Source organism: Wolbachia endosymbiont (group B) of Scrobipalpa ocellatella, assembly GCF_964188425.1.
Taxonomy (GTDB): Bacteria; Pseudomonadota; Alphaproteobacteria; order Rickettsiales; family Anaplasmataceae; genus Wolbachia.
On sequence record NZ_OZ077190.1, the window covers coordinates 577,960 to 603,015 of the forward strand.

Below are 25,056 nucleotides of genomic sequence, written 5' to 3' on the forward strand. Positions count from 1 at the left end.
TATGCAGACGTGGACACTATAATTTGGAGGGTAAAGTTGTGAATAGTAGTAAATATGTTATAGACCAACAATTTGTTAGGTATGAATGGAATACAATTCCTTGGCGTAAAGTTGAGAAATTTGTATTTAAGCTACAAAAGCGAATTTACCAAGCTGCAATATGTAATGATAAGAAGAAGGTACATAAACTTCAAAGATTATTACTCAATTCAATAAGTGCAAAACTACTTGCTGTCAGAAAAGTAACTCAAGATAACAGAGGGAAGAAAACTGCAGGTATTGATGGAAAAGCAAATCTTAATCATAAAGAAAGATTGCAATTAGCATATTCTTTAAATGTTAGAGAAAAAGCGAAACCATCAAAACGTGTTTGGATTCCAAAACCTGGAAAACCAATAGAATATCGCCCTCTTGGTATACTTACTATCTCAGATAGGGCAAAAGAAACACTTATGAAAATGGCACTAGAGCCAGAGTGGGAGGTAGGATTTGAACCGAACATGTATGGTTTTAGACCTGGTAGGTCATGTCATGATGCTATTGAAGCCATATTTAATTCACTGAATTGGAAAACAGCGTACTTTTTAGATGCTGATATTTCTGGATGTTTTGATAATATTAATCAAAATGCTCTGTTGGAAAAACTTAACACTACACCAACCTTTAGAAGAATTATAAAAGGATGGTTAAGAGCTGGAGTAATGGAAAACAGAAAATTTGAATCCACAAAACGTGGTACAATTCAAGGAGGGACGATCTCACCGTTACTTGCTTGTGTTGCATTAAATGGATTAGAACAATATATCAAAGAAACGTTATGGAGTGAACTTCTTCAATATAGGAAGATGAAATGTGGTGTTGCAAGCAGTAGAGAAGCAAAAAGCTCATTAAGTGTAATTTTCTACGCAGATGACTTTATCATCATACATGAGAGTAAGGAAATCATTCTGAAGGCAAAAATGATAGTTGAAGAATGGCTCAAAACCATTGGACTAGAATTGAAACCTTCAAAAACAAAGATTTCTCATACTCAAAATGGAGAAAAGCCAGGATTTAATTTTCTTGGTTTCTCAATAAGGCATTACTCTACGAAAAATAATAAGAGGGGTTATAAATTATTAGTCAAACCAAGTCGTGAATCCAGAAAACAGCATACACTCACTATAAAACATAAGATTAGAGGATTAAGAGGATCAACACAAGAAACAGTAATAAGACAGCTTAACCCAATTACTAGAGGGTGGAGCAAATATTATTCTTCGGTTGTGTCAAACAAGACCTTTAGGTTTATTGACAGTGTAATGTTTAGAAACATCTGGAAGTGGGCAGTCTACAGGCACCCAACCAAAGGAAAATACTGGATTAAAAATAAATACTTTAAAAAGTATAAAAACGATAATTGGCGATTTATGACAAATAACAAAGTTCTTCTTATTAAGCACGGAGATCATGCTATTAAAAGGCATGTCAAAGTGAAAGGAACCAAGTCTCCATATGATGGCGATTGGGTTTATTGGGGTAATCGTTTAAGGAAGATACTAGATAAACTACCAAGAGTAATAAAATTGTTGAAGTTACAACAAGGTAAATGTGGTCATTGTCAACTTTGGTTTAAAAATGATGATATCTTAGAAACACATCATATTGACCGAAACAGACGTAATAATATGAAAAAGAATTTATCCTTGTTACATGGACATTGTCACGATGAATTACATAGAAAGTGTGCATGACAAGCACCAAATTATAGAGGAGCCGTATGAGGCGAAAGTCTCACGTACGATTCTGAAGTCGAGTGGGGAGAGGCGACTTTTCCCACTTAGATAACTATATAGAATTTTCTGGGAATAGTAAGGTAGAGGTAGCCAAAATACTGGAAGCAAACAGAAAGTTAGGAAGTAATATCTTAAAAATTGGTAATGATGCAGTTGAAGTTAAAAGTGAGAAGGGAGGTATAAGAAACTATACCGATATTTCAGATGGCAGCTCTATCATGTTAGAATTTCCTACAAGCATTGGTAAGCTAAATATTATATTGTACCAAGAGGCAGATCAGGTGCAAGTGAGAGTAGAAAATAAGGAAATGTGGGCTGAGTTACAAAAAAGAGGCGAAGAAATTGGAAAAAACTGCCTTTTTGGTAGAATGAAAGTTAAAGAAGCAGTAGAGAAAGGTAATTTCACTAGATGTGGCATATGGAGTGAAAAGCAGAAGGAAGTAAGTGAAAAATTGTTTTCATGGGCAGACAAAGTACGTGAAAATAGTAAAGAAACTTGTAGGGCACTTTAATTTAAAGGTTCCAGAGTCTGGCTATTATATCTGGAGCCTTTGAGCTATAATAGAAAATATTATATGCAAGGTTCTTTTTGTGGAAAAAAGTCTAGATTATAAAGTGGGAGAAAAATTAAAAAGTTGGAGGTTAGAGCGAGGGTACACTCAGAAAGATTTAGCAGAGAAAATTGGTGTAAAATACTGGGTGATATTGCAATATGAGAAAGGGAATCGTAGAGTTCCAATTGAAAGGTTGTATGCTATAACTGAGGCACTATCAATCAGTATTACGGATCTTATTCCTGTATCAAAAAGCTGTCTTGAAGATGAAGAAGAAATATTAAATCTAGTAAGAGAATATAAAAAGATTAACGATCAGGAGTTACGTAAGATGTTTTGTTTGCTAACCAAATTTGTCCAAGTTAGTGAGAAAAGTAGTAGAAAATCGGAAAAAATAAAAATTGCAAAGAGTCTGGTTAAAGCAGGAGTTTCTGTTGATATTGTTGCAAAAACAATTGGTCTGTCTGCTGATGAATGTGTTGAAGAAAAAGTTGGTTCTATCTACTACCAAATAGGCAAAAAGATAAAGGAATGGAGACTAGTGAGAGAGTATACTCAAAAGGATTTAGCGGAGAAAATGAGTACAACACGTGACGAAATAAGCAACTATGAACAAGGACGCGTAGCTACTCCACTGGGAAAATTATATGAGATAGCAGAAACATTATCGATTAGTATTACAGATCTACTAACAGAGGAAGATGAAGGTAGTAAAGTGGAAAATGAGCTACCGAATTTGATTAAAGAATACAAAGAAATTGAGAGCCAAGAACTACGTCATGCACTAATAAAATCTTTGTTTGAAGGGATACGTATTTGTGAGGGGAAAGTGAGAGAGATAGAAAGGATTAAAGTTGCAAAGGATCTAGTAAAAGGTGGAATTTCTATTGATACTATTTTGCAAGCGGTAGGTTTATCTATTGATATGGTTTTAGATGGATAGCTCGTAAAAAAATTATAGCAATAAAGTTTTTTTCTTAAATGGAGGATAAATGTTTGTTTCTGCAAGCAATGTTAGTTACGGAATAGGGCAAAGAATAGAAAATTGTAGGTTAATGCGAGGGCATACTCAAATAGGATTAGCAAGTCAAATAGGTTTAACATACCAAGAAGTAAACAGCTATGAAGATGGGTATATTCCTATTCCAATTGAAGTACTATATATAATAGCAAGAGTATTATCAGTTGACGTTGTAGATTTATTACCTGAACCAGTAATAGTAAGGGAAGACAGCTATGAAGACGAGGAAATACTCTATCTAACGAAAATATACGAGAATCAAAAGTTAGGCAAAATAGTACCTTCATTAATCAGGTTTGTTCATATTAGCGAGAAAATCAATCAAGAGGAGGCAAGATTAGAAGTAGCAAAAAATCTAGTTAAAGAAGGAGTTTCAGTTGACATAATTTCCCAAGCAACCGGCTTATCTATTTACGAGTATGATAATACAGAGAGAGAAATCTGCACTGATTCTATATATTACAGAGTAGGGCAAAGAATAAGAGAATGGAGATTGATAAGAAGGTATACTCAAAAAGATTTGGCGGATAAAGTTGGTGTAACACTCAAGGAAATACACGAATATGAAAAAGGATATACTGAAATATCATTTGATAAATTATATGAAATAGCAGGGGAATTATCAGTGAATATTAAAGTTCTGCTGCCTAAAACAAGAGAAAGCAAAAAGCTATTGAGTTTAATGGATGAGTACGGAGAACAAGAATCATTAGTCAAATCTCTATCTGAAGATATGAAAAGTGGCAAGGAAAAAGTTAAAAAAACAGAAAGGATCAAGGTTGCAAAAAATCTAGCAAAGGAAGGTGTTGCTATTGATATTATTGTGCGAGCAAGTGGCCTAACTGCCGATGAGTGTGAAAATTGAATTGTGTTTAAGATATAAGTAAAAATGGTTAATATATTATCTATTCTAAACCCTTATTTAGCTCTGCAGAATTTTTTTGGCATTTCTACGTATCAAGATAAAACATCACAGAATTTATCGACTACTTTTTGATTTTCCTCTATTATTGCATTTGCTTCTTGCTGAAGAGATTTGATATTTTTTGATGTAATATTATCCATGTCAGGTGATGCTATTTTTAGTTGCGATTGTATACGTATATATTTATCAGCTATAACTTGATCAAGTTGGTAATTTACTGCATCTAAACTTGAGGCAAACATTACGTTCAACAGAGGTTTTATCCAACCTATCTTTCCAAATCTCCTTGAATTAGCTATGCTTCTATCTCTTCTTCCAGTACCTATTGATAACAGTAGAATATCATCATTTGGAAATAACCTCTTACCACTTGCATATGCACAAGCCGCTGGATTATTGGCAAACACCCCACCATCCACTAATACTCTTTTTATCTGGTTAATTTTGAGATGTTTTGGCATGAAATAAGTAGGTGCAGCCGTTGCAGCTCTGAGTGCATCTTTCAGCTTAATATTACCTTCTTTCCAGCTTTTAAAGAAAAATGGACGATTATTGTGAATATCATAACTTGTTATCAGTACCTTACTTAATGTGTTTTTTAGAATATCCTCTCCAAAATATTTATCCAGTACAGATTCAATATTTTTATGTGGGTATTGTGCGCAGTTAAACCAAGATAATATTGATCTCCTAAAAAATGAAGACTTAAAAATATATGCTCCGTACTCTTGGTAAAGCTCAACTAAATCATTGGCTGAATATTGGGGATTTCCTCGTTCATCTTTTCTACATAATCCCGCTACAACAATTCCACCGGTTGAAGTACCTGCTATAAGATCAAAGATTTCAGCTATAGTTCTTCTTGTTCTTTTTTCTATTTCTGCTAGTATAATGGCTGGTATGATGCCCCTTATGCCTCCACCGTCAACTGAAAGAATATATTTGGCCATGTTTAGATATTTATTGATTTTTTTGACTTGTTTGCTTTTATCAGGTTGTGTTTCTTGTCCAAGTACTACTGTATGTTTCACTCCTAGAGAAAATTGCACCAACCTAATAATTGATTCCGTGGATCATGCTAAAAAATCCGTGTTGGTTCAGGCATACCAATTTACCTCAAAGCCTATTGCTGAATCCTTAGTTCAAGCTAAAAAGCGTGGAGTTGATGTCATGGTTATTCTCGACGAATCGCAAGTTAGCTCAAAGTATAGTGTTATTAATGAACTGTTTCATCAAAAAATCCCAATATACATAGACTATAAACCTGCAATTTCACACAGTAAAATTATGATTATTGATGAGCAAAAAATCATAACTGGATCTTTCAATTTCTCTGACGCCGCGCAGAAAAAAAACGCTGAGAATCTACTGATTATAACAGGAGACCCTACATTAGTTGAGCAATACATCGAAAACTGGAAGGATCGTCAATCTCAATCTGATCCTTATACACCAAAAGTAGAAGAATAATTACTTTAAATCAGCTTTAAGCTCATCCAATTCCTCAGAAAGATTTTTTACCCTTTCCTCAAGTACTAATACTTTTTCCATTAAACCATATTCAATAAGTTTATCGTGAAATTGTACCCTTGAGTCTAGCTTGGATAACCACCATATGATTGCTACGGTTTGGATTAATATGGTAATAATTACCGTAATTGGGATTTTTTGCTTTTTCATGTGAAAATATTAACTTGTTATGGATAGTTTGAGGATTTATATAGAGATCATAGAAAACTTACAGCTTTAGTGATTACTTTTTGTTGATTCGTATTGATCCTCTGCTTTAGCAAGTAGCTTTATGATTTTATCGTAATGTTTGTTATTTTTATTGTGTCGCGATTCCACTACAGCCATATTTCTAGGTCTTCTTCCGTCTTGGGCTGTAGCTGTAGGATTTGCTCCTTTGCTTAGTAAAAACTCAACGATTTCCAAATGTCCCTTATCTGCTGCATGGTGCAAAGCTGTCCATCCCATATACCCACCTGTAGCATTTATATTTGCTTTTTCTTTCACTAAAAACTCAACAATTCTTAGACACCCAGAATCAGATGCATGATGTAATGCTGTTAACTTATTAATCTGTACGCTAGTATCTAACAAATTTTCTACTGAGAATTTAACAATCTCTAAGTTACAATTTTCAGATGCAATTTGTAATATTGTTTTATAATTATCTGTAGCTTTTGCTTTCATATAGCAATAAGTAATAATAACACATACTACTGTTACTATAAACCACCAAAAATGTAGCTTATTTCTTGAGTCTCTATTCATATTCAATACCTTTTTCAATATTAAACATTTGTTTTACTGATTTTTCTTTAACGTTGATGCTGATAACACAGTGCGATAACCTGAACTATCTAACACATGTTCTGCTCTGTCGATTACCCATTCACCATCTATGTCTTGATGAAATTCTAATAAGCTAAGTTTCGCCTCTGCAAATAGTTCTGGATTACCAGGCATAGTGATATCCAATACTGCATTATTTTGCTTTAGTTGTTTTAACTTAGCATTTGCTGCACTGATTGCTGATTCTACATTAGAGTAAAGCGTTTGTATAGTATAACTTGGACTACCAGTGCCAGCTGTTTCTGACATAGTTTCACCTTTTTCATAGCTATGCCATTTCGCAATTACCGAGGTGTACCTGCTCACTGTAAAGTGCACTTTCCAATTTATTGTGTCTTGAGGTCTAATAGCTGTTGTTCCTAAAGCTTTTCCAGTTGCCGACTTTGCTTTGCCTTTGGGAATAAAGAGTATATATCCGCCAGCTAGTTTTGCCATTGCTCCGTATTCTATTGCTATTTTTGTTAATAAACTTATATCACTTTCTTCTATTTGGTTAATATATGGAATCAACACATTTTCAAACTCTTCTGCAACTCTGTACCCATATCCATGCTTTTCTGCTATTTCCTTAACCAAGTTACCTAGAGTAATTTGATTCCATTCTTTGGATATTTTTTCCTTTAATGATAATTTCAAATTTGTTGCATGAGCTTTTATGAGTAAAGTCTTTGGTGGGTTCTGCACCGTAATCTCATTAACTGTATATATACCCATAGGCATCACTCCGGTTTCCCTGTACCCTAAAGAAATATTCAATTCATTCGGAATATTTAAGTTTTCATCTCTGTAATTAACACACACTTCAACTACGTCGTCTATTGTCCCAGATTCATCTGTAAGGCGCAATGATATAACTCTATCTTTAATTGATTCACATTTATCTATTATAAAATCTGGCTGCATTTATTCCCATACTTTTAATTTTGACTTTTGTAGAGGTTTTTCTGTTACAGGCAATTTAATTTTTAGTCCTACCGGTAAAAAACTTCCATGTTCTGCAAGGCCTGGATTTTTAAGCAATACTTCCTCCACTATTCCATCGGTAAATCCATAATGTTTCCAGCAAATCAGATCTAGCATTTCTCCTTCTTTAGTTAAGTAATATATAGTCATCTATAGCTCTTCAAACTCAAACTAAATTCAACTTTTCTTGGTAGTCCATTAGGTAAAAAATACATCTGCTTTTCTTCTAACCTAGTAATTACGAATTGTCCTAAAATATTACCTAGACTATCTACTAAAACATGCGGTTTTTCAGCTTCTTTCATATTCTTTAATTGATTTACTCTGTTGAGAATATTAAGGTAAATAACTCCTTCTATATCTACATTTTCCACTCCTCGACCAATATTTTGTAGTGACGGCATTTTATCGATACATTCAATTACACTCCAACGATTTTCTTTACTATACTTCAAACTTATCGGAGTAAATTTATATGGACCAAGAGATAACACAAATAAAAAATTTTAAAAAACATAGTTGATCAATAAAACGTCTCTACTGTATCAAATAAAGCATCACGTGATTTTTCTCTTATCCTTTTTATTACTTCATCTGCAAGACTACGAACATCTTGATTTGGCTCTGCTTTAATGCTGATAGTGTAATTATTAGTGATGTTCTGAGTTTTATTTTGTTCTTTATTTTCAAATTTACTCCTTCCAAAATCTGCAAATATCTTATCATTATCGCTCTCTGTAAACTTTTTCTCCTCAATAAGGCTTTTGATTCTGAAATTATTCTGATTTCTCTTGGAAAATTCTTTAATTATACTGTTACTTAGCAAAGGATTTCCACTGTTGAGAATATTACTCTTTAGGGGACTATGTACTGCTTTTACTTCAGTTTTTCTTTTTTCAAACTCTTTCAGTGGGCTATTCCCTAATACTTTTCCAAATACACTTTCCCCTATCCATGAAAAAGTTTCTTCTATGGGTTTTATTATCGATTTCCAAAAGCTAAAGAAAAAGTCTTTCACCTTTTGCCAGTTAGTGATAACAAGAGCTGCGCCAGTAACAAGTCCAGCAATTAAAAGCCCTATAGGATTACTCATTACAGCAAGCGTTATTGCTCTTAGTCCTGTTACTACTGCAGGAAAAACTGTAGCTGATAAAAATGAAAATACTCCAAGTAGGTTTGCTTTCAGACCAAAAATCGTACTTCCTAGCAATGTAAATCCGTATCCTAGTCCTACTGCTGCAATTTTTAAACTTATCAAAGCTGCTACAGTACCCATGATCGTCGTGGTTAAAGTTGGATATTTTTCTGCAAAAGAAGCTATATGCTCTGTTATTGTTTTCAAACTTCCAGCTACATAATTCAAGGTAGGTAACATTACTGACCCTAGATTCATGCCAGCTTCAACTATTGCATTTTTAAGTAATTGTAATTTATTAGCTGTAGTGTCTGCACGATTTTTGAATTCTTCTTGCAGAGAGCTTCCGTACTTTTCTGTATTAGCCAGTAACTTTATTGCATCCTCATACTTATTAAAACTTCCAGCTAATAATGCAATATCATCTTGATATTCCTGACCGAAAAGTTTCATCAGGATTGTAGAACGCTCCTGATTATCCATTTTCTTTAGAGTTTGAAAAAAGTGAAGTAGTGCTTCTTCTCCGCTTTCACTGATCCTTTGTACCATTTCTTCCGCGGTTATGCCCATTTCTTCTAGTGCTGCTTTGAATTCTTTTCCTTGACCTTCAGCAGTTTGAAGTTTGCTAAGCAGTGCATTTATAGCAGTTGCAGCTTTTGCTGGTTGTTTACCTAAACTAATAAAAGCATTTACTAAGCTGCTTGTTTGTTCAAACTTTAATCCAAACTGCTTTGCAGTACCACCAACTGTTGCTAGAGCTTCAACCATATCTTTTGCTTTAGCAGCAGTGTTATCTGATAAGTGGTTGATTACATTACCAACATGCTCCATTTCACTAACATCAATTCCATAGACGTTAGAAAGTTTAGCTATGGAATCACCTGCTTGCTCTGCAGACATATCAAATGCTGTAGACATTTTTGCTACTGTTTCTGTAAACTTAAAAAGATCTTCTTTCTTGATACCAAGTTGACCACCGCTTGCAGCTATTTGTGCTAATTCTGCGGCTGATAATGGTATTGTTCTTGACATTTCCTTTAACCCTTCAGCAAATTTAGTTACTTCATCTTTTTTATTATCAAACTTTACTACCTTCTTAACATCAGCCATAGCACTTTCAAAGTCAATCGCAACTTTAACTGGAGCTGCAAGCGTTAGCCCTAGCCCAATAGTCTCTATAATTTGTGACTTAAAATGTGCTTTGCTTGCTAAAAAACTTTGGTGACTACGTATTGCAGACCCAAGCTTACCATACTTACCTTTTAGTACTTCAATAGAAGAACCAAGTTTATATTGATCACTTACTAATGACTTAATATTTCTTCCACTTTTTCTTACTTCCTCATTGAATGAATGCAAAGCATCTCTCTTCCTTAAGTATGCCTCTTTTGCTTTTGTTGCAGAAAATTTAGCTTTATCAAACTCAGCTTTTAAAGTTTTGCTTGGTTTCTCTATCGCTTTCATTTGTTTAGCTAAAGATTTTACTTGATCCTCAAAACCTTTCCATGACCTCTTGCTAGTCAAAACATCATGACCCAACTGCTTAAACTTTGATACTGATTTTAAAGATGAGTCAAGCTTTCTTATATTCTCACCAAGATGAGTAAGTTGACTACTACTTCCTTTTATTACAGTATTAAAACTGCCATCTAAGACTGCTCCGATTTTTATAGATAACGTTGACATTGTACCTTCCTCGCTGCTTCATGCCATAAGATAAATTCGTTAATTTCCATATCAAGCAAAGGCTCAATTCCACTACCAATAATAGAACTGAGCTCGGTTACTTCTGACCTCAAGTTTTTTGGATAATTGGTGAAAAAAAATCTTTTAATACCTCTTGCACTTTTACATAATCAGCAATATCTAACTCTTCAATCGCTTCTTTTGCAACTGATGTCAAATTGGCAGTCAAAGTTACTTCCTTATTTAGGTCACTACCATTAAGGCGTTCTATTACCAAATAGTCTCTAACTTTTGGACGTCTAATGGTAAGTTCTGAAACAGAAATTCCATCAACTGTTATTGGGTTATTAAGTGTTATAGCTTGCATGTTCCTCCTTAAAAAGTTAATTAAATAAAAGTCTATATCGGCTTTTACATAACTAATTTCTTTGTATGGTGCTATAAATAGGGTTAGCTTTGATAAGAATCTTTCCTATGTTCAATTGAAGTAATAACTACTGTATGCTCTGGCGCATCTATGTAATAAAGTATACCTCACCCGTAGACTACGTTGCCCACTTAAGTTGTGCTTTAATGGCTTTCCAAGTCCAATTGGATCAACTGTTAGACGCTCCATTATTGCCTTCTTAATCATTAACTTTACTTTTGCTGGAAGAGCCGGAATGTCTTTCTTTATAACAGATTCTGAATAGTCTATATTGTAAGGCTTAATCCCAGAAGGCATCTTGATGTTTAACCCTCTTTTCTTTATAGCGTTCGTCAGCAATCTTAGATAATTCCATATCTTCAATTTCTTCTTCCATTAATTCAGTTAATAACTTTAAAACGGACTTGTCTTGAGATTGTGCTACACTAACAAGTAAACCAGTTAGCTGCTCTATGGAATTTGTATGAGCTTTAGAATCCATATTAACTATATACCTACAACTTCTTATATTTTAACATTTTTATGTAATTTTGTCAACCATATTAGATCCCTAGAATCGTTTGCAGAAAGGCCATTTGATCAACGCCATTTATCTTTCTAATCATATTTTCAGCGTCGATCTCTATCAGTTCATTACCACCTATCGTAAGTTTATAATAATGGGCAGCTACAGTGCATTTGAGAGTGGCTTTTTCAGCAGGTTTCCAGCTACCAAAATCAAATTCTTTGAATATTCCCCTGAGATTGATTACTACAGCTTCAATATCGTTACTACCACTCCCTTGCATTCCACCTCTGAGTGTCAAAGCTACTGAATTCCCATCTATCAAACCGAAAAGCCTAAAGAGCTCAGAGTCATATTCAGAAAAAGTGAGCTCTGCTTCTAATTTCTCCATGCCCATGTCAATGCTTACTATTACCCACAAATATAAATGGACATAAAAATAAAGTATTACAACATTAAAGTTTGCAAACATTGAGGGTAAAAAATGGCAAACAGGAATAATGAATGGGCTGAAAATGAATTTGGAGATGCTGTACTTGGAGATAAAAGGTTAACTGACCGATTAGTAAATATTGCTGATAGTTTTACAAGTTTACCTGAAAGCTCAATCAATCAGGCGTGTGGAAGTTGGTCAGAAGCAAAAGCAGCATATCGTTTTTTTCAAAATGAGAACGTGAAAGAAGGCGATATTCTAGCTTCACACGTTGCTAAAACAGTTGAAAGAACAAAAGCCCATAAAAAAATTTTTGTGATCCAAGATACAAGTTATATTTCATACACAGACCATGAAAAAACAAGTGGATTGGGAGTTATTACAAGAAAACATAGTCAAGGTATTATAATGCATACAGCTCTAGCTGTTAGTATAGAAGGTTTGGTACTAGGGATACTAGATCAAAAAATTTATTCAAGACCTGAAGAATCTGAAAACATAAAAAAAAAGAACAATGACAGTATCCGCATTGAAGATAAAGAGAGTATAAAATGGTTAGAAACTTTAAGCAACACAAACAACATTATTGATTCAACTCAAACTGAGACTATAACCATATGCGATAGAGAAGCAGATATATATGAGTTTTTTGAGCTTGCATATAATCTTAATTCGGCAGTGTTAGTTAGAGCTTCCAAAGATAGGGCAGTAAATAGAAAATCTCGATATCCTGAAAAAGGTGAGCAGAAGTTATGGGAATTTATTAAATCCTCTCATTGTGCAGGTACGGTAAAAGTTGAAGTTCCTGCAAAAGATAATAAGCCAAAAAGAACAGCACATTTGGAAGTTAGATTCGGAAAGTTTATTATGCATCCATCTAAGAATAGTATTAGGCATAAGACAGAAGAATTACTTAAATTACCACACTATGCAGTTTACGTTGTTGAAAAAGACTTTCCTTCTGAAACAAATCCGCTAGAGTGGATGCTTTTAACAAATCTTCCAGTCAATACCTTTGATGAAGCTGTTGAAAAAGTTAGGTGGTATTGTCTTAGATGGAAAATAGAAATATTACATAAAATTTTAAAATCTGGTCTCAAAGTTGAAGAATGTAGGCTTGGAACAGCAGAAAGGTTGATGCGATATTTAACAGTAATGAGTATTATTGCTTGGAGAATTTTCTTTATTACAACAATTGCAAGAACTGATCCAACATTACCGTGTACTACCTTATTAGCCGAAGAAGAATGGAAAGTTCTATATGTAAAAATACATAGAAAACCATGTTCAAATGCAACTCCTACTATAAAAGAAGCTGTTTCATGGATTGCTCAACTTGGAGGACATTTGGCTAGAAAAAATGATCTAGAACCAGGCCCCATTACTATTTGGAAAGGATGGAGACGTCTCTTTGATCTAGCAGAAGGATGGCGACTTGCTCACGAACTTTATATTTGTGGGTAATAGTAAGATGTCAATGCTGACTGGTATATCCATTCCACCTGCGCGATATTCTTCAGTTTTTATCGCAAGTTTTGGTAGGCTAATTTCATCGATACGACCAGCATAACCTCGACCATCAACGAATACGTTAAAATTCTTTAGGATCTTTGGTAACATCTCTCTTTCTCTCCTTTTTACAATATTACGCCACTCACAAGGTGTGACCTGAAAGTAACCTGTTCTGCCGGATATGGTGGTGTAAACTCAAAGTCAAAGTATACTTTTCCACTTGCAATGTTTGTTGGTGTATTGAGTTCTGGTGTTGCATAACATTTTCCGCTAATAATAGCTCCTTGTGCTTTTAAATTGGCCAAATAAGAATTCACCCCCTCAATCACATCATCTATATAAGTTTTGGTAATATTGCGATCAACTGCCCATAGATGAGCTCGCAGCAGACTATCGTTGATTAAATCTGCAGTTCTTCTCACTGATAGAAAAGCCCATTTTGAATCATCTGAACATGTTCTATTTCCCCAAAGCCTATAGCCATTTTGATGAATTATCGTTGTTACTTCATTTTCATTCAAGTGGTTTGCTCTACAATTTGTATTACCGAGCGTAAAATCAATAGGCCTGCTTGTTCCAACAATACCATTTATCTCTTTGTTTGAAGGTGAATGCCAAAATCCTTGCTCACTATCTACTTTCGCTATTAAACCAGCTACAAATGGGCTTACTGGCAAAATTTCTTCTTTTCCTTCAATAAATACCTTAACCCAAGGATCAACTACGTACACTCTTGAGCTGCCTACACTTTTTCTCCATTTTATTACTTCTTCATCATTGGTATTTGATCCATCTGCTACTATTATTGCTCTTAGCTTTTCTGCTATAGGAATTAAAGCGCTAACCACTGGATTTCCAGCATCTCCAGATAATTGATGAGTAAACTGAGGTGCAATTAGTATTCTTGGCGCAACATGAACTATGCTTTCACTACTGAGGAATGCCTCTATCCCTTGATACTCTCCAGTCTCTTTATCAACACCGCCAATTATATTTTTCAGCGTCTCTTCTTCTTTTAATTTTGGATCGCTGTTTTCACTTTCTTCAACTCTAATTACTACTATTGTTGCACCAATTTGGGAAAATATTCCGTTTATTGCAGAAGGTAAACTGCCACTCTTTCCAAGCTTTGCTGCTTCCTTCAAGCTTCCTGCAATTAACACTGGTTTATTCAGTGGAAATTTTTGCCCATCTGCTTCAGGAGCAGTACCAATTACACCTATCACTGATGATTTAGCTGTACGTACTGATCTTGTCCCTGAGGTAACCTCTATAACATTTACGCCGTGTAAAAATTCTTCAGCCATTTCTTTGTATTTTTTTCCTGAAATCATCGAGCAAAGTCTGTAGCTCATTTTCACTCTTGGCTTCTTCAATTTTTCTCTTGGCTAAATCTTCAAGCTCTTCACATTTAATTATTGCTTTTACTGCTTTTTTTGCCTTTTCCTCAATTATTTTTGCCATTTCAATAACTGTAATACCACGTACTTTTGCTAAAGGCTCTATAATTTCTACATCTTTTTCATCTTGGTCTGCTAGAATGCTTTTTGCGGCTTTTTCTTGTATTTGATACGATTTAGCTTTTTGGTAAGAATTTCCAGCGTATTCGTTAGTATAGTTATCATAATAAGCACGAAGATTAGAAAGTGCAGAAAACTTCGCATTTTGTAGTAACTCCAATTCAATATCTTCTTGACTCCGCTGAGCAATTTCTCCTCCTTCTGTTAACTGATAACTCTTTTGCCAGTCGAAATTCTTTGGCGCTTCATACCAATCATTTCCAGTTGGCTTACTTTCAAGCGTTGTTGTTTCTACTTGTTTGTTATGTTCAAATCTAATATAAATTGGCATTGGTTTTCTCCGTTTTTAATTCCAAATTTTGTGGGTGGCATCTAATCCTGGACATTGCCAAGCTCTTAGCGTTCTCTCTACGTCCACCTCAAGTCCTGTGGTGAGAAAATTGCTACGTATGTTATAAATTCCCCACTGGATAAATTGACCATAGGTATATACATTACCTGAGAGCACACCTTCACTAACTTTTGTTCTGGAATATAAATAAGACGATGTGTAAAGTAATATTGCAACTGTTTTTCCTGCTGGAATCTCCACATTACCAGATCCGGCTAACTTGCTATCAGAACTCGTGTATTGGTAAACATTTTTCCATACTATTTTTGAAATACTTGATTTATTAGAATTAGTGTTATCAGGAGTTCCCACAAATAATCCTGCTCCCCCATACTCCGTACTAGAATAAGATGATCCAACAAATTCCATTGTCTTATTTATGTTCACATTGGTTGTATTTTTTACAAATACTACTCCAAGTGCAGCATACGGGTAATAGTATATCTCATCATAACTACCAGAAAAACTTTTTGTGCATAACTCTCCGTAAATAAATGTTCCTTTACTTCCCTCTATAAAACTTAGTTGTCTTGGCCGATAAAAACTAACGTAATCTGTATTGTACGTATGGCTACCTGCTAGTAGTTGTAACATATAGTCAGTTTTTGTTATATCACTACTCCACTTTCCAAGCTCTGTCGTAAAAGTTCCGTGGCCAAAATAATTATTTTTTCTGCCAAGTACACCAAATAAGAAAGGTAATGACCCTGGTTCAACCATGTTGCGCTTTCTTATTTCATTTATAAGAGACACTTTTAACTGTTCATCCCGAGTTTTTACCTCATTAGAGATGTTTTCAATTCGAGTTTCTATTTCTCCTATAATTGATGAGCCAGGTGGTACATTATTAACAGCACGAAAATCTTCTACTAAACCTTTAAGACCATCTTTATGACTATTACTAATGCTATTTATTGCTTCAATATTGGCATTCTTTCTCGTATCAAGTAGCGATAAATTTGTTGTTCCTTTTTCATCAATTCTCTTTAATAACTGCTTCTCTGATTCAGAGATCACTGCTAAAGAACTAGCTTTTTTATTATCCAGATCAGTTAAGTGTTTTTTTGCACTATCAAGAAGTTCTTTTAGCTTACCATCAGTCATCTGTACAATTTCAGAAACTGCACTTTTGTCGACTATTGATTCCAATGCTTTAGCAAGATATGCTAATTGATCTGGTGTACTGTTTGCTGCTAAATCCTTAAGCCTCTTTTGTAGTGCATCAATTATCTCTTTTATCTCAGTCATCTGCACAATGTCAGCAATAGCTTTTTTATCTGCTATCAATTCCAGCGATTTTGCAAGATATGCCAGTTGATCAGGTGTGCTGTTTGCTGCTAAATCCTTTATCCTTTGGTATATTGCTTCTTTCATTTCCAAAAATCTAAAAAAGTCTCAAAATTAAACCGCTCAAAATTACTCTTAAGTTGATTATGCTCATCTTCTCTTTCGGTAATATCTGCATCTATTTTCTTAATTGTGGTACGGATACGAACAACATCTTGCACAGCAATGTTTTCTGGATGAGGCAAAGAGTATCCTCTACTTGTTTTATCATCTGACATTCTGCTAAGTGATAATGATTCGTAGATTTTTGACTTTTGGACGATAGACAACCGTTCCACTTAAAACCAATTTTATCCTTGTATCATTACCATTAAAGTTTGTCAGTACATGAGTTCTCTCCACCCAGCTTTCTCCAATTGGTTTTCCTGATGTTAAATTTACTAATTGCCAATCCACATTTTTTTGCACATATGCTTTAACGTCTGCAGTGCTAGGTATTAGCGCATCATATGTTATGGTGATCTTAGTATTAGCCCCTGCTGTAATGCTTCTTGTAACATAATCTCCAGACTCTGAAAGATTACCCATAACTAGCTGTAACCCAGGATATAGCACTGGACTTTTCTCTCGCCCTCCTTTTAGGCTTGCTTTTACCGTTAGCTCTCCAGATAATCTTTCACGCAGTGCGAGCGGCAAATTATCAGACAAAAAGTTTTCTCTTCCCTCTTCATCTGTTAAGATAAATTCTACATTGGTATCAAATGCTACTTTTTCGACGTTCGTCAAAACAATTAAATCTGATACATTATTTACAGTAACTTTGCCCAGATCAATAACGTGAGAACTTTCGCTAAATTTTGCAGCTAGTAATCGAAACGTTAAATCTAAATTCTGATGCGGTGTCCAGGTACTTGCATTGCTCGATGATAATAATACTCCTACTTGATAAGGCTGACTCGTTACCCAGCGGCTATTTACTGCATCATATTTGCCAAGTTCTGCTATTTTTACTGCAGTACCCGAATCATCAGTAAGTAGTACTATTGCATACTCCTCTCCTGCATGGCAAAACACTGGTGACCAAGTTATACGTGTTGCTGTGCCATCTATCTTTATATCTTTTGGCTCAATATAGCTTTCAGCAATGACAGTTTGCGAGGGCACTCCCACTGCTGTTTCTCTAATCTGCACAACAACACGTTTTTTGCCTTTATTTATAAACCATAGCTCCACACCTCCTATGTGCCTACTTTCATTTAAAGTAAACGTTTGCGCTAAAGGATCAACTCTTCTTGCTGCGATAACTCTTCTTCTTTCCTCTATGGTAATTGTTTTTTTACCAGTATAAGTTGCTTCTCCATAACTGCCTTTATCACCGTAAAACTGTACTAATTTAGTACCTGCTGGAATATTAGCAGGAACGGTAAATCTTCCTTTTAATTTTCCCTGGTTGTTAGCTGTGAGCATATTTTTACCTCTTACGCAGTAGGCTGAATGAAGATACCATCGAACTTCACCTCCTTGAGCTTTTCATTTGGCTCAAAACCTTCGATCTCAAAATTCTGTACTGCTTCTCGCATAAATTCAGTTTCATAAGAATTACTTGACAATAGCTCTGTTGTTTCTCTAGTATTAAACACTCTAGTTACTGGACTTTTCCAATTCGTGGTAACCTCTGTCCAGTGGTCAATGTTTTTATTTAGAGTAATTTGTGCCGGGACTGGATCAAAAGCTTGATATGGATTGATCTTTTCTCCTTTGGTCTGTAAAAGCTGCTCCAGTACCGGTTCAAGTTTATAAGGCAAAAGATATCTTTCCCCACCTTTTTCAATATCTGCAACTTCTACATCTATTGGCAGAACTAGCTCTCTATTTACTATTGCTGCAGACTGCGAAATTCCTTGATCACGCATATCATCATCAAAGAATGAATCAACAAATATTCCTTTTTTGGTGGTAGGTTCTCTTGAATTTGCATCACTGCGTAGACGTTCCTGTGCAACAAGAGCATAAAGATCATTTATTCCTTTTTTCATTGCTTCAAGCTCATTCATCGGTACAGCATGAATAGCATTATTCACTATTTTTATCCCTTCTTTTTCTCCGTTTTTCCATGTCTGATGAATGTAGCAGAGCAAAAGTTGTCCGCTAGGTGCTTTAGGCATCGATGGTCTCCAAGAGTGGGAAATTCCTTTTATTCTTCTTACCACCCCTTTGCTATCGATAGTAATTAAATCATAGCGGGGCATTTTCCAGGTGTAATCAATCAAAACCAAGCTGTTATCAACTGCTCCTTTTACTTTGCATCCCTGTTCACTTATATCTTCAGGACTTACATGAGTACGACAGCGGTAAGTTATTTGATAACTACTTCCAGGAGCTGGTTCTTTACCTGGTAATGACCAATCAACATTTCCTGCGTTTAATTTGTAATCTATACTATTTTCATAAATAACATTGCCTTGTTTAACTTGAATAATCTCAAGTACTGCAGAGTCAGGTGTTGGATCAACAGCTCCTGAATATGAACCATGAGTAATGGTAATGGTTTTTTGAACGGTTATATCTACTTTTTTAATTTCACTTATTGGAAAATCATTAACTTTAAGTTCCATTACTCTTTGGCTATTTGGCTGAAAAGTATGTGGTTCTGATTCAACTGATTTTATATCCGGATCTTCATCAAAAGAAACACGAATACTGTGAGGAAGTTCAATCTCATAGCCATCAACATGAGCTTTGCCCTCATTAATCACAAATATTTTTTTTCCTCCTTCTCCCTCTTCCTTTTGCAGGAACATTACTTCAAGACCATTTACGACATAGGAACCATTGGCTTCTTTGTCATAACGAGCAAGAGCAGTAGTTACTATATTTGCTTGTGGTGGCGGTGAATGTTCTATTAATACTCCATTTTCAATGTTATAAATTGGATAAAATTCTCCTTCAGAAAAACGTGGAGAAAGACCTTCTGCTTGATAACCCCAAATGGTGGAAACTTTAAGCCTTGCAGCTCCTACTTCCTGATAGTTTCTTGTACCAACAGCAGGATCACGAAGATTTTCGTCCTCAAGTTCTGTAATCGTAGATTCTAGATAATAAACACCTATGCGAACTATAGTACTCAGTGGAATAATAAATTCTTCTTTTTCGACTTTTCTAACTGCTCCACGAAGATAGATTTTTCCTGATTCAAGCGTAACTTTACCAGTTTCTCTATCTATAATACAATTGCTTCCTGTTATAACATCACCATCACGAAATATTGCATCACCTATGCCTTTAAGCTTAGAAAGAGCATACTCCTGAGTCTCGTTTAATTCTGCTGACTGTAGACCTCTTCCTGCCAGGAACAAACTTTTTTCGTATTCTTTGTCAGGATTAAAGCGATTGTAATAGGCGTTTAAAGTCATTTTATGCTAGAAAAATTCAAAAAGTTACAACAAATGAAAAAGTTTCCCGGGTGGCAGCAGTTCTGATAAGCGGCACTGTATGCTCAAGGACCAATAAAATTCCAGGATCTTCTATATCTTGTGGTTCAAAATATCTCTGTCCTTCAGGTAATCCTTCTTTTATTTTAGTACCAACCATAACCCCTAATTCCCGTATAACTTGATTTGCTGCGTCCGTGAAATCGAAAGTAAATTTAAGGTATAAATTATTGGTTGGTACATTTGAGGACCTAAACCTCCCTGTTGGAGTCAAAAGCTCTCCATTCTCATCACCTGTGCAAAAAAGAACTTCATCTGCAGTACGTCTACCAAGCTCATTGAGCAGTTTTTCAGAAGTTATCAGCTCTGGTGGTGTGCTTTCAGTATACTCTATAGTAACTGCACTATTTGCCGTGATAGAGCTATTTTCCGTACGTTTTATTACACCACTACTGCTATCAACTATATAATCTATACTTGGCTGATAAGTTGTTTGTCCTGTAAAAACCCTTACATCTTTAATAGTATGGTGATCTAGAGCTATTTCATCCTCAACAAAAACTTTTTCGACTTGATGACTACTTTCCCAATTGGCATCACCACTGCCCCAAGCAAGATGTAGAGATTGCTCTTTTATGCTGGCTGCTATTGCTGCTCTTCCTGATTGTGTAAGAATTGACACCTATGATGAGTTTGAAAGGCTTATATAATATATATTCAGGATTTGGAAAATTTTTGTCCAAAAAAAATGAATTTTTGCCTAATTTTTTGTTGCAGTATTATTTAAAAATCGAACTGTATTATTCTCGAAAAAAAAACAATAGAATATCAATAGGTTAAAAATTGCATCTGTATTATTTATTTTTGCTCCTGTCCTACAAAGTGCACCTATAGTTTCTCATCCTTAAAGCATTAATTGTTTTAGGGAAAAGTTATGAAACTAAAAACTGCCATAGTTGTTCAAAATATACGGTATCAAGCTAAGAGATTAAAACTTTTTGAATGCTTTGCTCATGAAACTCATGAAGATCTTGAGCAAGAACTTTTCTGTGAAATTTGGACTTATCTTGATAGATATGACGAAAGTAAAGGTAGCTTTAACACTTTTGTAGCAAGATTAACTGAACGTCGTGCCAATAACTTATTGGAGAAACAACTATGTATGAAGCGCAATATTAATAACTATGTCAATATTGAGAAAACAGAAGCTTTTGAAGATGAAGTAGCGAAACGTACTGATGTAGATTACATGATTTCAACGCTACCAAGAAAGATGCAAAAGATATGCGAGCAACTCAAGTACTTTAACTTATATGAAGTTGCTAAGATGAACAACATATCAAGAACTACTTTAAATACTATGGTAAGAAAAATACGTATAAAACTCTCTTCCATCTACTACAAGGGCAAAAAGAAAAATTGAACATAAATTCTACCTTTCCTGAATATATAACATATACCATTGAGGTGAATAAATGACTTTTAAAATTTTAAACAATAATGAAAGATTGAAAACAACTACAGGCATAAAAGTAGTAATTTTTGGTCCTTACGGTATTGGTAAAACCAGCCTCTTAAAGACTATAAGTGAACCAACACTATGTCTTGACTTTGAAGCAGGTCTGCTTGCTGTTCAAGATTGGCAGGGAGATTCAATTAGTGTTCGTACTTGGAATCAAGCTCGGGATATTGCCTGCCTAATTGGTGGTCCGAACCCTGCACTAAAATCTGATCAAGCGTATAGCCAAAGACACTATGAGCACGTATCAAGTAAATACAATGAAGAGTTTTCTAAATATCGATGTATTTTTATTGATAGCATCACTGTAGCATCACGTCTTTGTCTCTTATGGGCAAAAATGCAACCGGAAGCTTTTTCTGAGAGAAGTGGAAAGCAAGACATGAGAGCTGCTTACGGAATACTTGCGCAAGAGATGATGGCTTGGCTCAATCAGTTTCAACATATCAGAGATAAAGACATCATAATAGTTGGCACATTAGGTCAATATCTCGATGACTGCAATCGTCCAACTTGGCTACCTCAATGTGAAGGAGCTAAAACTGCTAGTGAGATTCCAGGGATAGTTGATGAGGTAATCAGCATGGTTGGAATCAAGAAAGATGATGGCACAGAAAAACGTTCATTTGTCTGTCAGACTATTAACTCTTGGGGATACCCTGCTAAAGATCGCAGTGGCTGCCTGAATATGGTTGAAGAACCGCATCTGGGTAATTTACTTGCGAAAATTAAAGCTAAGGCTTTTGCTACTGCTGCTTAAATTTCTACTCAAAGTTAACTTTTAGAGGTTATATATGTTACAAGACTTTTTCACCATTACTCAAAAAATTCCCTTTTTCAGTGTAAAAGAATACTTGGATGATCAATCGCCAATACCAGAAGATATAATCGCACCAAGGATTCTAACTAAAAGAGGTCTATTAGTACTGGGTGGCCCACCTAAGATTGGCAAAAGCGACTTTTTGATCTCTTGGCTTGTTTACATGGCTGCTGGAGTTTCATTTTTGGGTATGACTCCAAGCAAACCTATGAAAATTTTCTATCTGCAAACTGAAATTGAATATGAATATATGAAAGAACGTTTGCAACAACTTCAACTGGATAACGAACTTTTGAATATAGCTGCCAATAACTTAATCATTACACCAAGAGTACAATTATCTTTCAGCAGTGAAGAAATAGATGAAATTAAAAATGTTATTAAAGAGCGTTTTAAACCTGATATTATTGCAATCGATCGTGTGTCCAGAGAAGGCAAGTATGTTCAGTGGGAGGTAGACCCACCAGGATAAAAGTCGAAGTCCTGTAGCTAGGGTAGCAATGTGGAGGGAAAGCAAAATGTTGAAGCCTACCGACAACGTTATCATAGGATAATGGCGAATTACTAGGCCGTAGCGAAAGCAAACACATAGGTGGCCTCGAAAACGATAAGAACTGAAGGCTGAGCCAGCGGTCAATGGGCGAAAGCAGAATAGGCAGTTGAAAAACGACTGATACAATTGTTCTACTTCAGCGGGGTGGTAGTGATAGCATGGTAATGAGGACATACAAAGCAACTGGAGAAGCCCTCCTCATCCCAAGGAGAAATACCTTGGAGTGGTAGGTTCTATAACTGGAAAACAGGAAAAGAACAGAAGATGAGAGGGTGGCGGATGGGTGCGTAGTAGTAAAGAAGTGAGGTAACTCTCATGGAGCAAAGGCACCCTACTAGTAGAAATCTTTTAACAAAAAGGAAGGTAAAGGTAAAAATGATAAAAATGCCAATAAAATTACAAGACCTGAGAAGAAAGATATATACCAAAGCGAAAACAGAACCGGAATGGCGATTCTGGGGAATCTATGTTCACGTCTGCAAGATGGAGACACTAGAAGAAGCATATAAGCTGACAAAGAAGAGCAAAGGGGCACCAGGAATGGATGGGGTGACATTTGAATCGATAGAGGCAGAAGGCTTAGAAAAGTATCTTCAACAAATAAGACACGAACTAATAACCAAAACCTATAGCCCAAATAGGAACCGGAGGAAGGAAATACCAAAAGTTGGGGGAAAACTCAGAACGTTGAACATACCCTGCATCCGGGACAGAATAGTGCAAACAGCACTGAAGCTAATACTTGAACCAATATTTGAATCTGACTTTCAGGACGGATCATATGGATATAGACCTAGGAGAAAAGCGCATGAAGCAATTGATAAAGTATCGAAAGCAGCAATCAAAGGCAATACAAAAGTTATTGACATAGATCTGAAATCCTACTTCGACAATGTGCGACACCATATTCTTATGGAAAAGATTTCCAAAAGAGTAAATGATAAAGAAATCATGCACTTGATCAAGCTAATCCTCAAAGTAGGAGGGAAACGAGGAATAGCGCAAGGATCACCACTTTCACCACTAATAAGCAATATATACCTAAATGAGGTAGATAAAATGCTAGAAAAGGCAAAAGAGGTGACTAAAGAAGGAAAATATCAACATATAGAATATGCCAGATGGGCGGACGATTTGGTGATACTGATAGATGGCCACCAGAAATGGGAATGGCTAGAAAAATTAGTGTATAGAAGGGTACAAGAAGAATTAGCAAAACTAAAGGTAGAAGTAAATAAAGAAAAGACAAAAGTAACTAACCTAAAGGAAAGAGAGACATTCAGCTTTCTAGGATTTGATTTTCGAGAGAAGATCACAAAACAAGGAAAGTGGAGGGTACAAACAACACCACAGATGAAAGCGCGGACAAACTTACTTCAAAAATTGAAGGAGGTATTTCGCGACCACAAATCGCAACCAATATGGAAAGTGATAAATATCATTAATCCAATACTGAGAGGGTGGACAAACTACTTTAGGATAGGAAACTCAGGTCGAAACTTTAACTACGTGAAACTATGGGTAGAGAAGAAAGTAAGACGTAAATTAATGAAAGCTAGAAAAGCAAAAGGATTTGGCTGGGAGAGGTGGAGTAGCGAATGGATATACGAAACACTAGGTCTATATAAAGACTATAGATTAAGATATTACGTTCCGAAAGCAGCCCCAGTACAAGATGTTATAAACTTTGGTAAGAATCTGCTAGGAAAGCGTAGTGCGGGAAAACTGCATGCTGCGTTTGACGAGGCGGGAGCTGGAAACGTAAACATGGGAATTTTGGATTGAGGCCCAACATGAAAATAATGGATCAGCCACCAAGCCCTAAAGAGGCGCGCCAGTTCTCGACCCTACCTCTTCGCAACATCTTCAACTCAAGTGAATATGGCAATGAAAATGACAATAGCGCTATGCTATTCTTTTTGCAAAAAACGCTTGAAAGACTGAGAAATGTTATCAATCCAGATTCAGGCATAATACTCACTCACCACACAAAAAAATTATCGAAAAAGATGCTGGAAGAAGATCCATTTCAAGGCCTAAGCGGTGCTGGATCTTTACGTGGATTTTATAGCACTGGCATGGTGATGTTTGCTCATGATGAGGAAAGCACTGTCCGTCAAATAGTATTTGAGCTTCGTAATGGTGAACGTGTAGCAAGTAAGCTTGTTGATAAGATAGATGGTCGTTGGAAGCTTGCAGACCAATGGAGTTGATTCCTTTTTTTCACTTAATTTATAGGAG

Annotated in this window: 25 protein-coding genes and 5 pseudogenes; 11 read left to right on the forward strand and 19 right to left on the reverse strand. The window is 35.5% G+C overall.

Annotated elements, in window-relative coordinates; translation table 11 throughout:
- Window positions 1–38 precede the first annotated feature (38 nt).
- The 4 genes and pseudogenes from AB3210_RS02660 (at window position 39) to AB3210_RS02675 (ending at window position 4,215) form a co-directional block, all read left to right on the forward strand.
- On the forward strand, window positions 39–1,733 hold the full coding sequence (locus AB3210_RS02660; protein ID WP_264690052.1) for a reverse transcriptase domain-containing protein: 1,695 nt from the start codon (window positions 39–41) through the stop codon (window positions 1,731–1,733).
- A 92-nt stretch (window positions 1,734–1,825) separates the two neighbouring features.
- A pseudogene (locus AB3210_RS02665) lies at window positions 1,826–2,287 on the forward strand (hypothetical protein); the annotation flags it as partial.
- A gap of 79 nt (window positions 2,288–2,366) precedes the next feature.
- Complete coding sequence (locus tag AB3210_RS02670; RefSeq protein ID WP_230609185.1) at window positions 2,367–3,272, forward strand: helix-turn-helix domain-containing protein; 906 nt, start codon at window positions 2,367–2,369, stop codon at window positions 3,270–3,272.
- Window positions 3,273–3,321: 49 nt separating this feature from the next.
- The gene (locus AB3210_RS02675) at window positions 3,322–4,215 is read left to right on the forward strand and encodes a helix-turn-helix domain-containing protein (RefSeq protein ID WP_141456913.1); all 894 of its coding nucleotides are present in this window, start codon (window positions 3,322–3,324) and stop codon (window positions 4,213–4,215) included.
- Window positions 4,216–4,307: 92 nt separating this feature from the next.
- On the opposite strand, the gene AB3210_RS02680 is transcribed toward AB3210_RS02675, so the two are convergent.
- Window positions 4,308–5,225, reverse strand: a complete 918-nt coding sequence (locus AB3210_RS02680) for a patatin-like phospholipase family protein (protein WP_264690053.1) — start codon at window positions 5,223–5,225, stop codon at window positions 4,308–4,310.
- Here AB3210_RS02680 and AB3210_RS02685 point away from each other — a divergent pair.
- On the forward strand, window positions 5,224–5,745 hold the full coding sequence (locus AB3210_RS02685) for a phospholipase D family protein (protein WP_264374794.1): 522 nt from the start codon (window positions 5,224–5,226) through the stop codon (window positions 5,743–5,745). The two genes, AB3210_RS02680 and AB3210_RS02685, sit on opposite strands and share 2 nt — an antisense overlap.
- On the opposite strand, the gene AB3210_RS02690 is transcribed toward AB3210_RS02685, so the two are convergent.
- The 10 genes and pseudogenes from AB3210_RS02690 to AB3210_RS02735 all read right to left on the reverse strand — a co-directional run.
- Window positions 5,746–5,955 carry a hypothetical protein gene (locus AB3210_RS02690; protein ID WP_264374793.1) on the reverse strand — a complete coding sequence of 70 codons (210 nt, stop codon included), beginning with the start codon at window positions 5,953–5,955 and terminating at the stop codon, window positions 5,746–5,748. It lies immediately after the preceding gene.
- Between the two features lie 66 nt (window positions 5,956–6,021).
- A complete protein-coding gene (locus AB3210_RS02695) occupies window positions 6,022–6,552 on the reverse strand; it encodes an ankyrin repeat domain-containing protein (RefSeq protein ID WP_230609188.1) in 531 nt (176 codons plus the stop codon).
- Between the two features lie 33 nt (window positions 6,553–6,585).
- Complete coding sequence (locus AB3210_RS02700) at window positions 6,586–7,536, reverse strand: contractile injection system protein, VgrG/Pvc8 family (RefSeq protein WP_230609189.1); 951 nt, start codon at window positions 7,534–7,536, stop codon at window positions 6,586–6,588.
- Window positions 7,537–7,746 carry a tail protein X gene (locus AB3210_RS02705; protein ID WP_064085527.1) on the reverse strand — a complete coding sequence of 70 codons (210 nt, stop codon included), beginning with the start codon at window positions 7,744–7,746 and terminating at the stop codon, window positions 7,537–7,539.
- The gene (locus AB3210_RS02710) at window positions 7,743–8,090 is read right to left on the reverse strand and encodes a phage tail protein (protein ID WP_230609191.1); all 348 of its coding nucleotides are present in this window, start codon (window positions 8,088–8,090) and stop codon (window positions 7,743–7,745) included. The genes AB3210_RS02705 and AB3210_RS02710 overlap by 4 nt, the downstream gene beginning before the upstream one ends.
- A gap of 29 nt (window positions 8,091–8,119) precedes the next feature.
- Window positions 8,120–10,417: a phage tail tape measure protein gene (locus AB3210_RS02715; RefSeq protein WP_230609192.1), complete on the reverse strand. Its 2,298-nt coding sequence runs from the start codon at window positions 10,415–10,417 to the stop codon at window positions 8,120–8,122.
- 109 nt (window positions 10,418–10,526) lie between these two features.
- The gene (locus AB3210_RS02720) at window positions 10,527–10,784 is read right to left on the reverse strand and encodes a phage tail assembly protein (protein ID WP_230609194.1); all 258 of its coding nucleotides are present in this window, start codon (window positions 10,782–10,784) and stop codon (window positions 10,527–10,529) included.
- Between the two features lie 111 nt (window positions 10,785–10,895).
- Complete coding sequence (locus tag AB3210_RS02725; RefSeq protein WP_230609196.1) at window positions 10,896–11,141, reverse strand: type II toxin-antitoxin system RelE family toxin; 246 nt, start codon at window positions 11,139–11,141, stop codon at window positions 10,896–10,898.
- Entirely contained in the window at window positions 11,125–11,325 is a 201-nt protein-coding gene (locus AB3210_RS02730; protein ID WP_007303020.1) for a hypothetical protein, read from the reverse strand. The genes AB3210_RS02725 and AB3210_RS02730 overlap by 17 nt, the downstream gene beginning before the upstream one ends.
- Before the next feature lie 61 nt (window positions 11,326–11,386).
- A pseudogene (locus AB3210_RS02735) lies at window positions 11,387–11,758 on the reverse strand (phage major tail tube protein); the annotation flags it as partial.
- 75 nt (window positions 11,759–11,833) lie between these two features.
- On the opposite strand from AB3210_RS02735, the gene AB3210_RS02740 reads away from it, so the two are divergent.
- On the forward strand, window positions 11,834–13,246 hold the full coding sequence (locus AB3210_RS02740; RefSeq protein WP_214303148.1) for an IS4-like element ISWosp2 family transposase: 1,413 nt from the start codon (window positions 11,834–11,836) through the stop codon (window positions 13,244–13,246).
- A 6-nt stretch (window positions 13,247–13,252) separates the two neighbouring features.
- Here AB3210_RS02740 and AB3210_RS02745 read toward each other — a convergent pair.
- The 8 genes and pseudogenes from AB3210_RS02745 to AB3210_RS02780 all read right to left on the reverse strand — a co-directional run.
- Window positions 13,253–13,402: pseudogene (locus tag AB3210_RS02745) on the reverse strand (phage major tail tube protein); the annotation flags it as partial.
- A gap of 17 nt (window positions 13,403–13,419) precedes the next feature.
- Entirely contained in the window at window positions 13,420–14,601 is a 1,182-nt protein-coding gene (locus AB3210_RS02750; RefSeq protein WP_230609280.1) for a phage tail sheath subtilisin-like domain-containing protein, read from the reverse strand.
- The gene (locus AB3210_RS02755; protein WP_230609198.1) at window positions 14,594–15,145 is read right to left on the reverse strand and encodes a hypothetical protein; all 552 of its coding nucleotides are present in this window, start codon (window positions 15,143–15,145) and stop codon (window positions 14,594–14,596) included. The genes AB3210_RS02750 and AB3210_RS02755 overlap by 8 nt, the downstream gene beginning before the upstream one ends.
- Window positions 15,146–15,160: 15 nt before the next feature.
- Entirely contained in the window at window positions 15,161–16,579 is a 1,419-nt protein-coding gene (locus AB3210_RS02760) for a hypothetical protein (RefSeq protein WP_230609199.1), read from the reverse strand.
- Window positions 16,576–16,770 carry a hypothetical protein gene (locus AB3210_RS02765; RefSeq protein ID WP_096097256.1) on the reverse strand — a complete coding sequence of 65 codons (195 nt, stop codon included), beginning with the start codon at window positions 16,768–16,770 and terminating at the stop codon, window positions 16,576–16,578. The genes AB3210_RS02760 and AB3210_RS02765 overlap by 4 nt, the downstream gene beginning before the upstream one ends.
- Before the next feature lie 4 nt (window positions 16,771–16,774).
- Complete coding sequence (locus AB3210_RS02770) at window positions 16,775–17,959, reverse strand: hypothetical protein (protein ID WP_264690055.1); 1,185 nt, start codon at window positions 17,957–17,959, stop codon at window positions 16,775–16,777.
- A gap of 11 nt (window positions 17,960–17,970) precedes the next feature.
- The gene (locus tag AB3210_RS02775; protein WP_264690056.1) at window positions 17,971–19,905 is read right to left on the reverse strand and encodes a DUF4815 domain-containing protein; all 1,935 of its coding nucleotides are present in this window, start codon (window positions 19,903–19,905) and stop codon (window positions 17,971–17,973) included.
- Window positions 19,906–19,921: 16 nt separating this feature from the next.
- Window positions 19,922–20,605, reverse strand: coding sequence for a hypothetical protein (locus AB3210_RS02780; protein WP_264690058.1), 684 nt, complete (start codon window positions 20,603–20,605; stop codon window positions 19,922–19,924).
- 252 nt (window positions 20,606–20,857) lie between these two features.
- Here AB3210_RS02780 and AB3210_RS02785 point away from each other — a divergent pair, with 252 nt between their 5' ends.
- The 5 genes and pseudogenes from AB3210_RS02785 to AB3210_RS02805 form a co-directional block, all read left to right on the forward strand.
- The gene (locus AB3210_RS02785; RefSeq protein ID WP_230609203.1) at window positions 20,858–21,346 is read left to right on the forward strand and encodes a sigma-70 family RNA polymerase sigma factor; all 489 of its coding nucleotides are present in this window, start codon (window positions 20,858–20,860) and stop codon (window positions 21,344–21,346) included.
- Window positions 21,347–21,398: 52 nt separating this feature from the next.
- Window positions 21,399–22,202 (forward strand): ATP-binding protein, encoded by an 804-nt coding sequence (locus AB3210_RS02790; protein WP_264690059.1) that lies wholly within the window; start codon window positions 21,399–21,401, stop codon window positions 22,200–22,202.
- A gap of 34 nt (window positions 22,203–22,236) precedes the next feature.
- A pseudogene (locus AB3210_RS02795) lies at window positions 22,237–22,680 on the forward strand (AAA family ATPase); the annotation flags it as partial.
- Window positions 22,681–23,130: 450 nt separating this feature from the next.
- Entirely contained in the window at window positions 23,131–24,600 is a 1,470-nt protein-coding gene (ltrA, locus tag AB3210_RS02800; protein WP_230609206.1) for a group II intron reverse transcriptase/maturase, read from the forward strand.
- A 65-nt stretch (window positions 24,601–24,665) separates the two neighbouring features.
- Window positions 24,666–25,028, forward strand: a pseudogene (locus AB3210_RS02805) (hypothetical protein); the annotation flags it as partial.
- Window positions 25,029–25,056 lie beyond the last annotated feature (28 nt).

Bases quoted from the DNA above. Each gene is read 5' to 3' on its own strand.
- AB3210_RS02765 (WP_096097256.1), bottom strand. From the start codon at position 16,770: ATGTCAGATGATAAAACAAGTAGAGGATACTCTTTGCCTCATCCAGAA.
- AB3210_RS02690 (WP_264374793.1), bottom strand. From the start codon at position 5,955: ATGAAAAAGCAAAAAATCCCAATTACGGTAATTATTACCATATTAATC.
- AB3210_RS02725 (WP_230609196.1), bottom strand. From the start codon at position 11,141: ATGCCTTCTGGGATTAAGCCTTACAATATAGACTATTCAGAATCTGTT.
- AB3210_RS02680 (WP_264690053.1), bottom strand. From the start codon at position 5,225: ATGGCCAAATATATTCTTTCAGTTGACGGTGGAGGCATAAGGGGCATC.
- AB3210_RS02770 (WP_264690055.1), bottom strand. From the start codon at position 17,959: ATGCTCACAGCTAACAACCAGGGAAAATTAAAAGGAAGATTTACCGTT.
- AB3210_RS02720 (WP_230609194.1), bottom strand. From the start codon at position 10,784: ATGCAAGCTATAACACTTAATAACCCAATAACAGTTGATGGAATTTCT.
- AB3210_RS02730 (WP_007303020.1), bottom strand. From the start codon at position 11,325: ATGGATTCTAAAGCTCATACAAATTCCATAGAGCAGCTAACTGGTTTA.
- AB3210_RS02715 (WP_230609192.1), bottom strand. From the start codon at position 10,417: ATGTCAACGTTATCTATAAAAATCGGAGCAGTCTTAGATGGCAGTTTT.
- AB3210_RS02760 (WP_230609199.1), bottom strand. From the start codon at position 16,579: ATGAAAGAAGCAATATACCAAAGGATAAAGGATTTAGCAGCAAACAGC.
- ltrA (WP_230609206.1), top strand. From the start codon at position 23,131: ATGGAGCAAAGGCACCCTACTAGTAGAAATCTTTTAACAAAAAGGAAG.
- AB3210_RS02705 (WP_064085527.1), bottom strand. From the start codon at position 7,746: ATGACTATATATTACTTAACTAAAGAAGGAGAAATGCTAGATCTGATT.
- AB3210_RS02740 (WP_214303148.1), top strand. From the start codon at position 11,834: ATGGCAAACAGGAATAATGAATGGGCTGAAAATGAATTTGGAGATGCT.
- AB3210_RS02755 (WP_230609198.1), bottom strand. From the start codon at position 15,145: ATGCCAATTTATATTAGATTTGAACATAACAAACAAGTAGAAACAACA.
- AB3210_RS02790 (WP_264690059.1), top strand. From the start codon at position 21,399: ATGACTTTTAAAATTTTAAACAATAATGAAAGATTGAAAACAACTACA.
- AB3210_RS02775 (WP_264690056.1), bottom strand. From the start codon at position 19,905: ATGACTTTAAACGCCTATTACAATCGCTTTAATCCTGACAAAGAATAC.
- AB3210_RS02700 (WP_230609189.1), bottom strand. From the start codon at position 7,536: ATGCAGCCAGATTTTATAATAGATAAATGTGAATCAATTAAAGATAGA.
- AB3210_RS02785 (WP_230609203.1), top strand. From the start codon at position 20,858: ATGAAACTAAAAACTGCCATAGTTGTTCAAAATATACGGTATCAAGCT.
- AB3210_RS02750 (WP_230609280.1), bottom strand. From the start codon at position 14,601: ATGGCTGAAGAATTTTTACACGGCGTAAATGTTATAGAGGTTACCTCA.
- AB3210_RS02685 (WP_264374794.1), top strand. From the start codon at position 5,224: ATGTTTAGATATTTATTGATTTTTTTGACTTGTTTGCTTTTATCAGGT.
- AB3210_RS02695 (WP_230609188.1), bottom strand. From the start codon at position 6,552: ATGAATAGAGACTCAAGAAATAAGCTACATTTTTGGTGGTTTATAGTA.
- AB3210_RS02675 (WP_141456913.1), top strand. From the start codon at position 3,322: ATGTTTGTTTCTGCAAGCAATGTTAGTTACGGAATAGGGCAAAGAATA.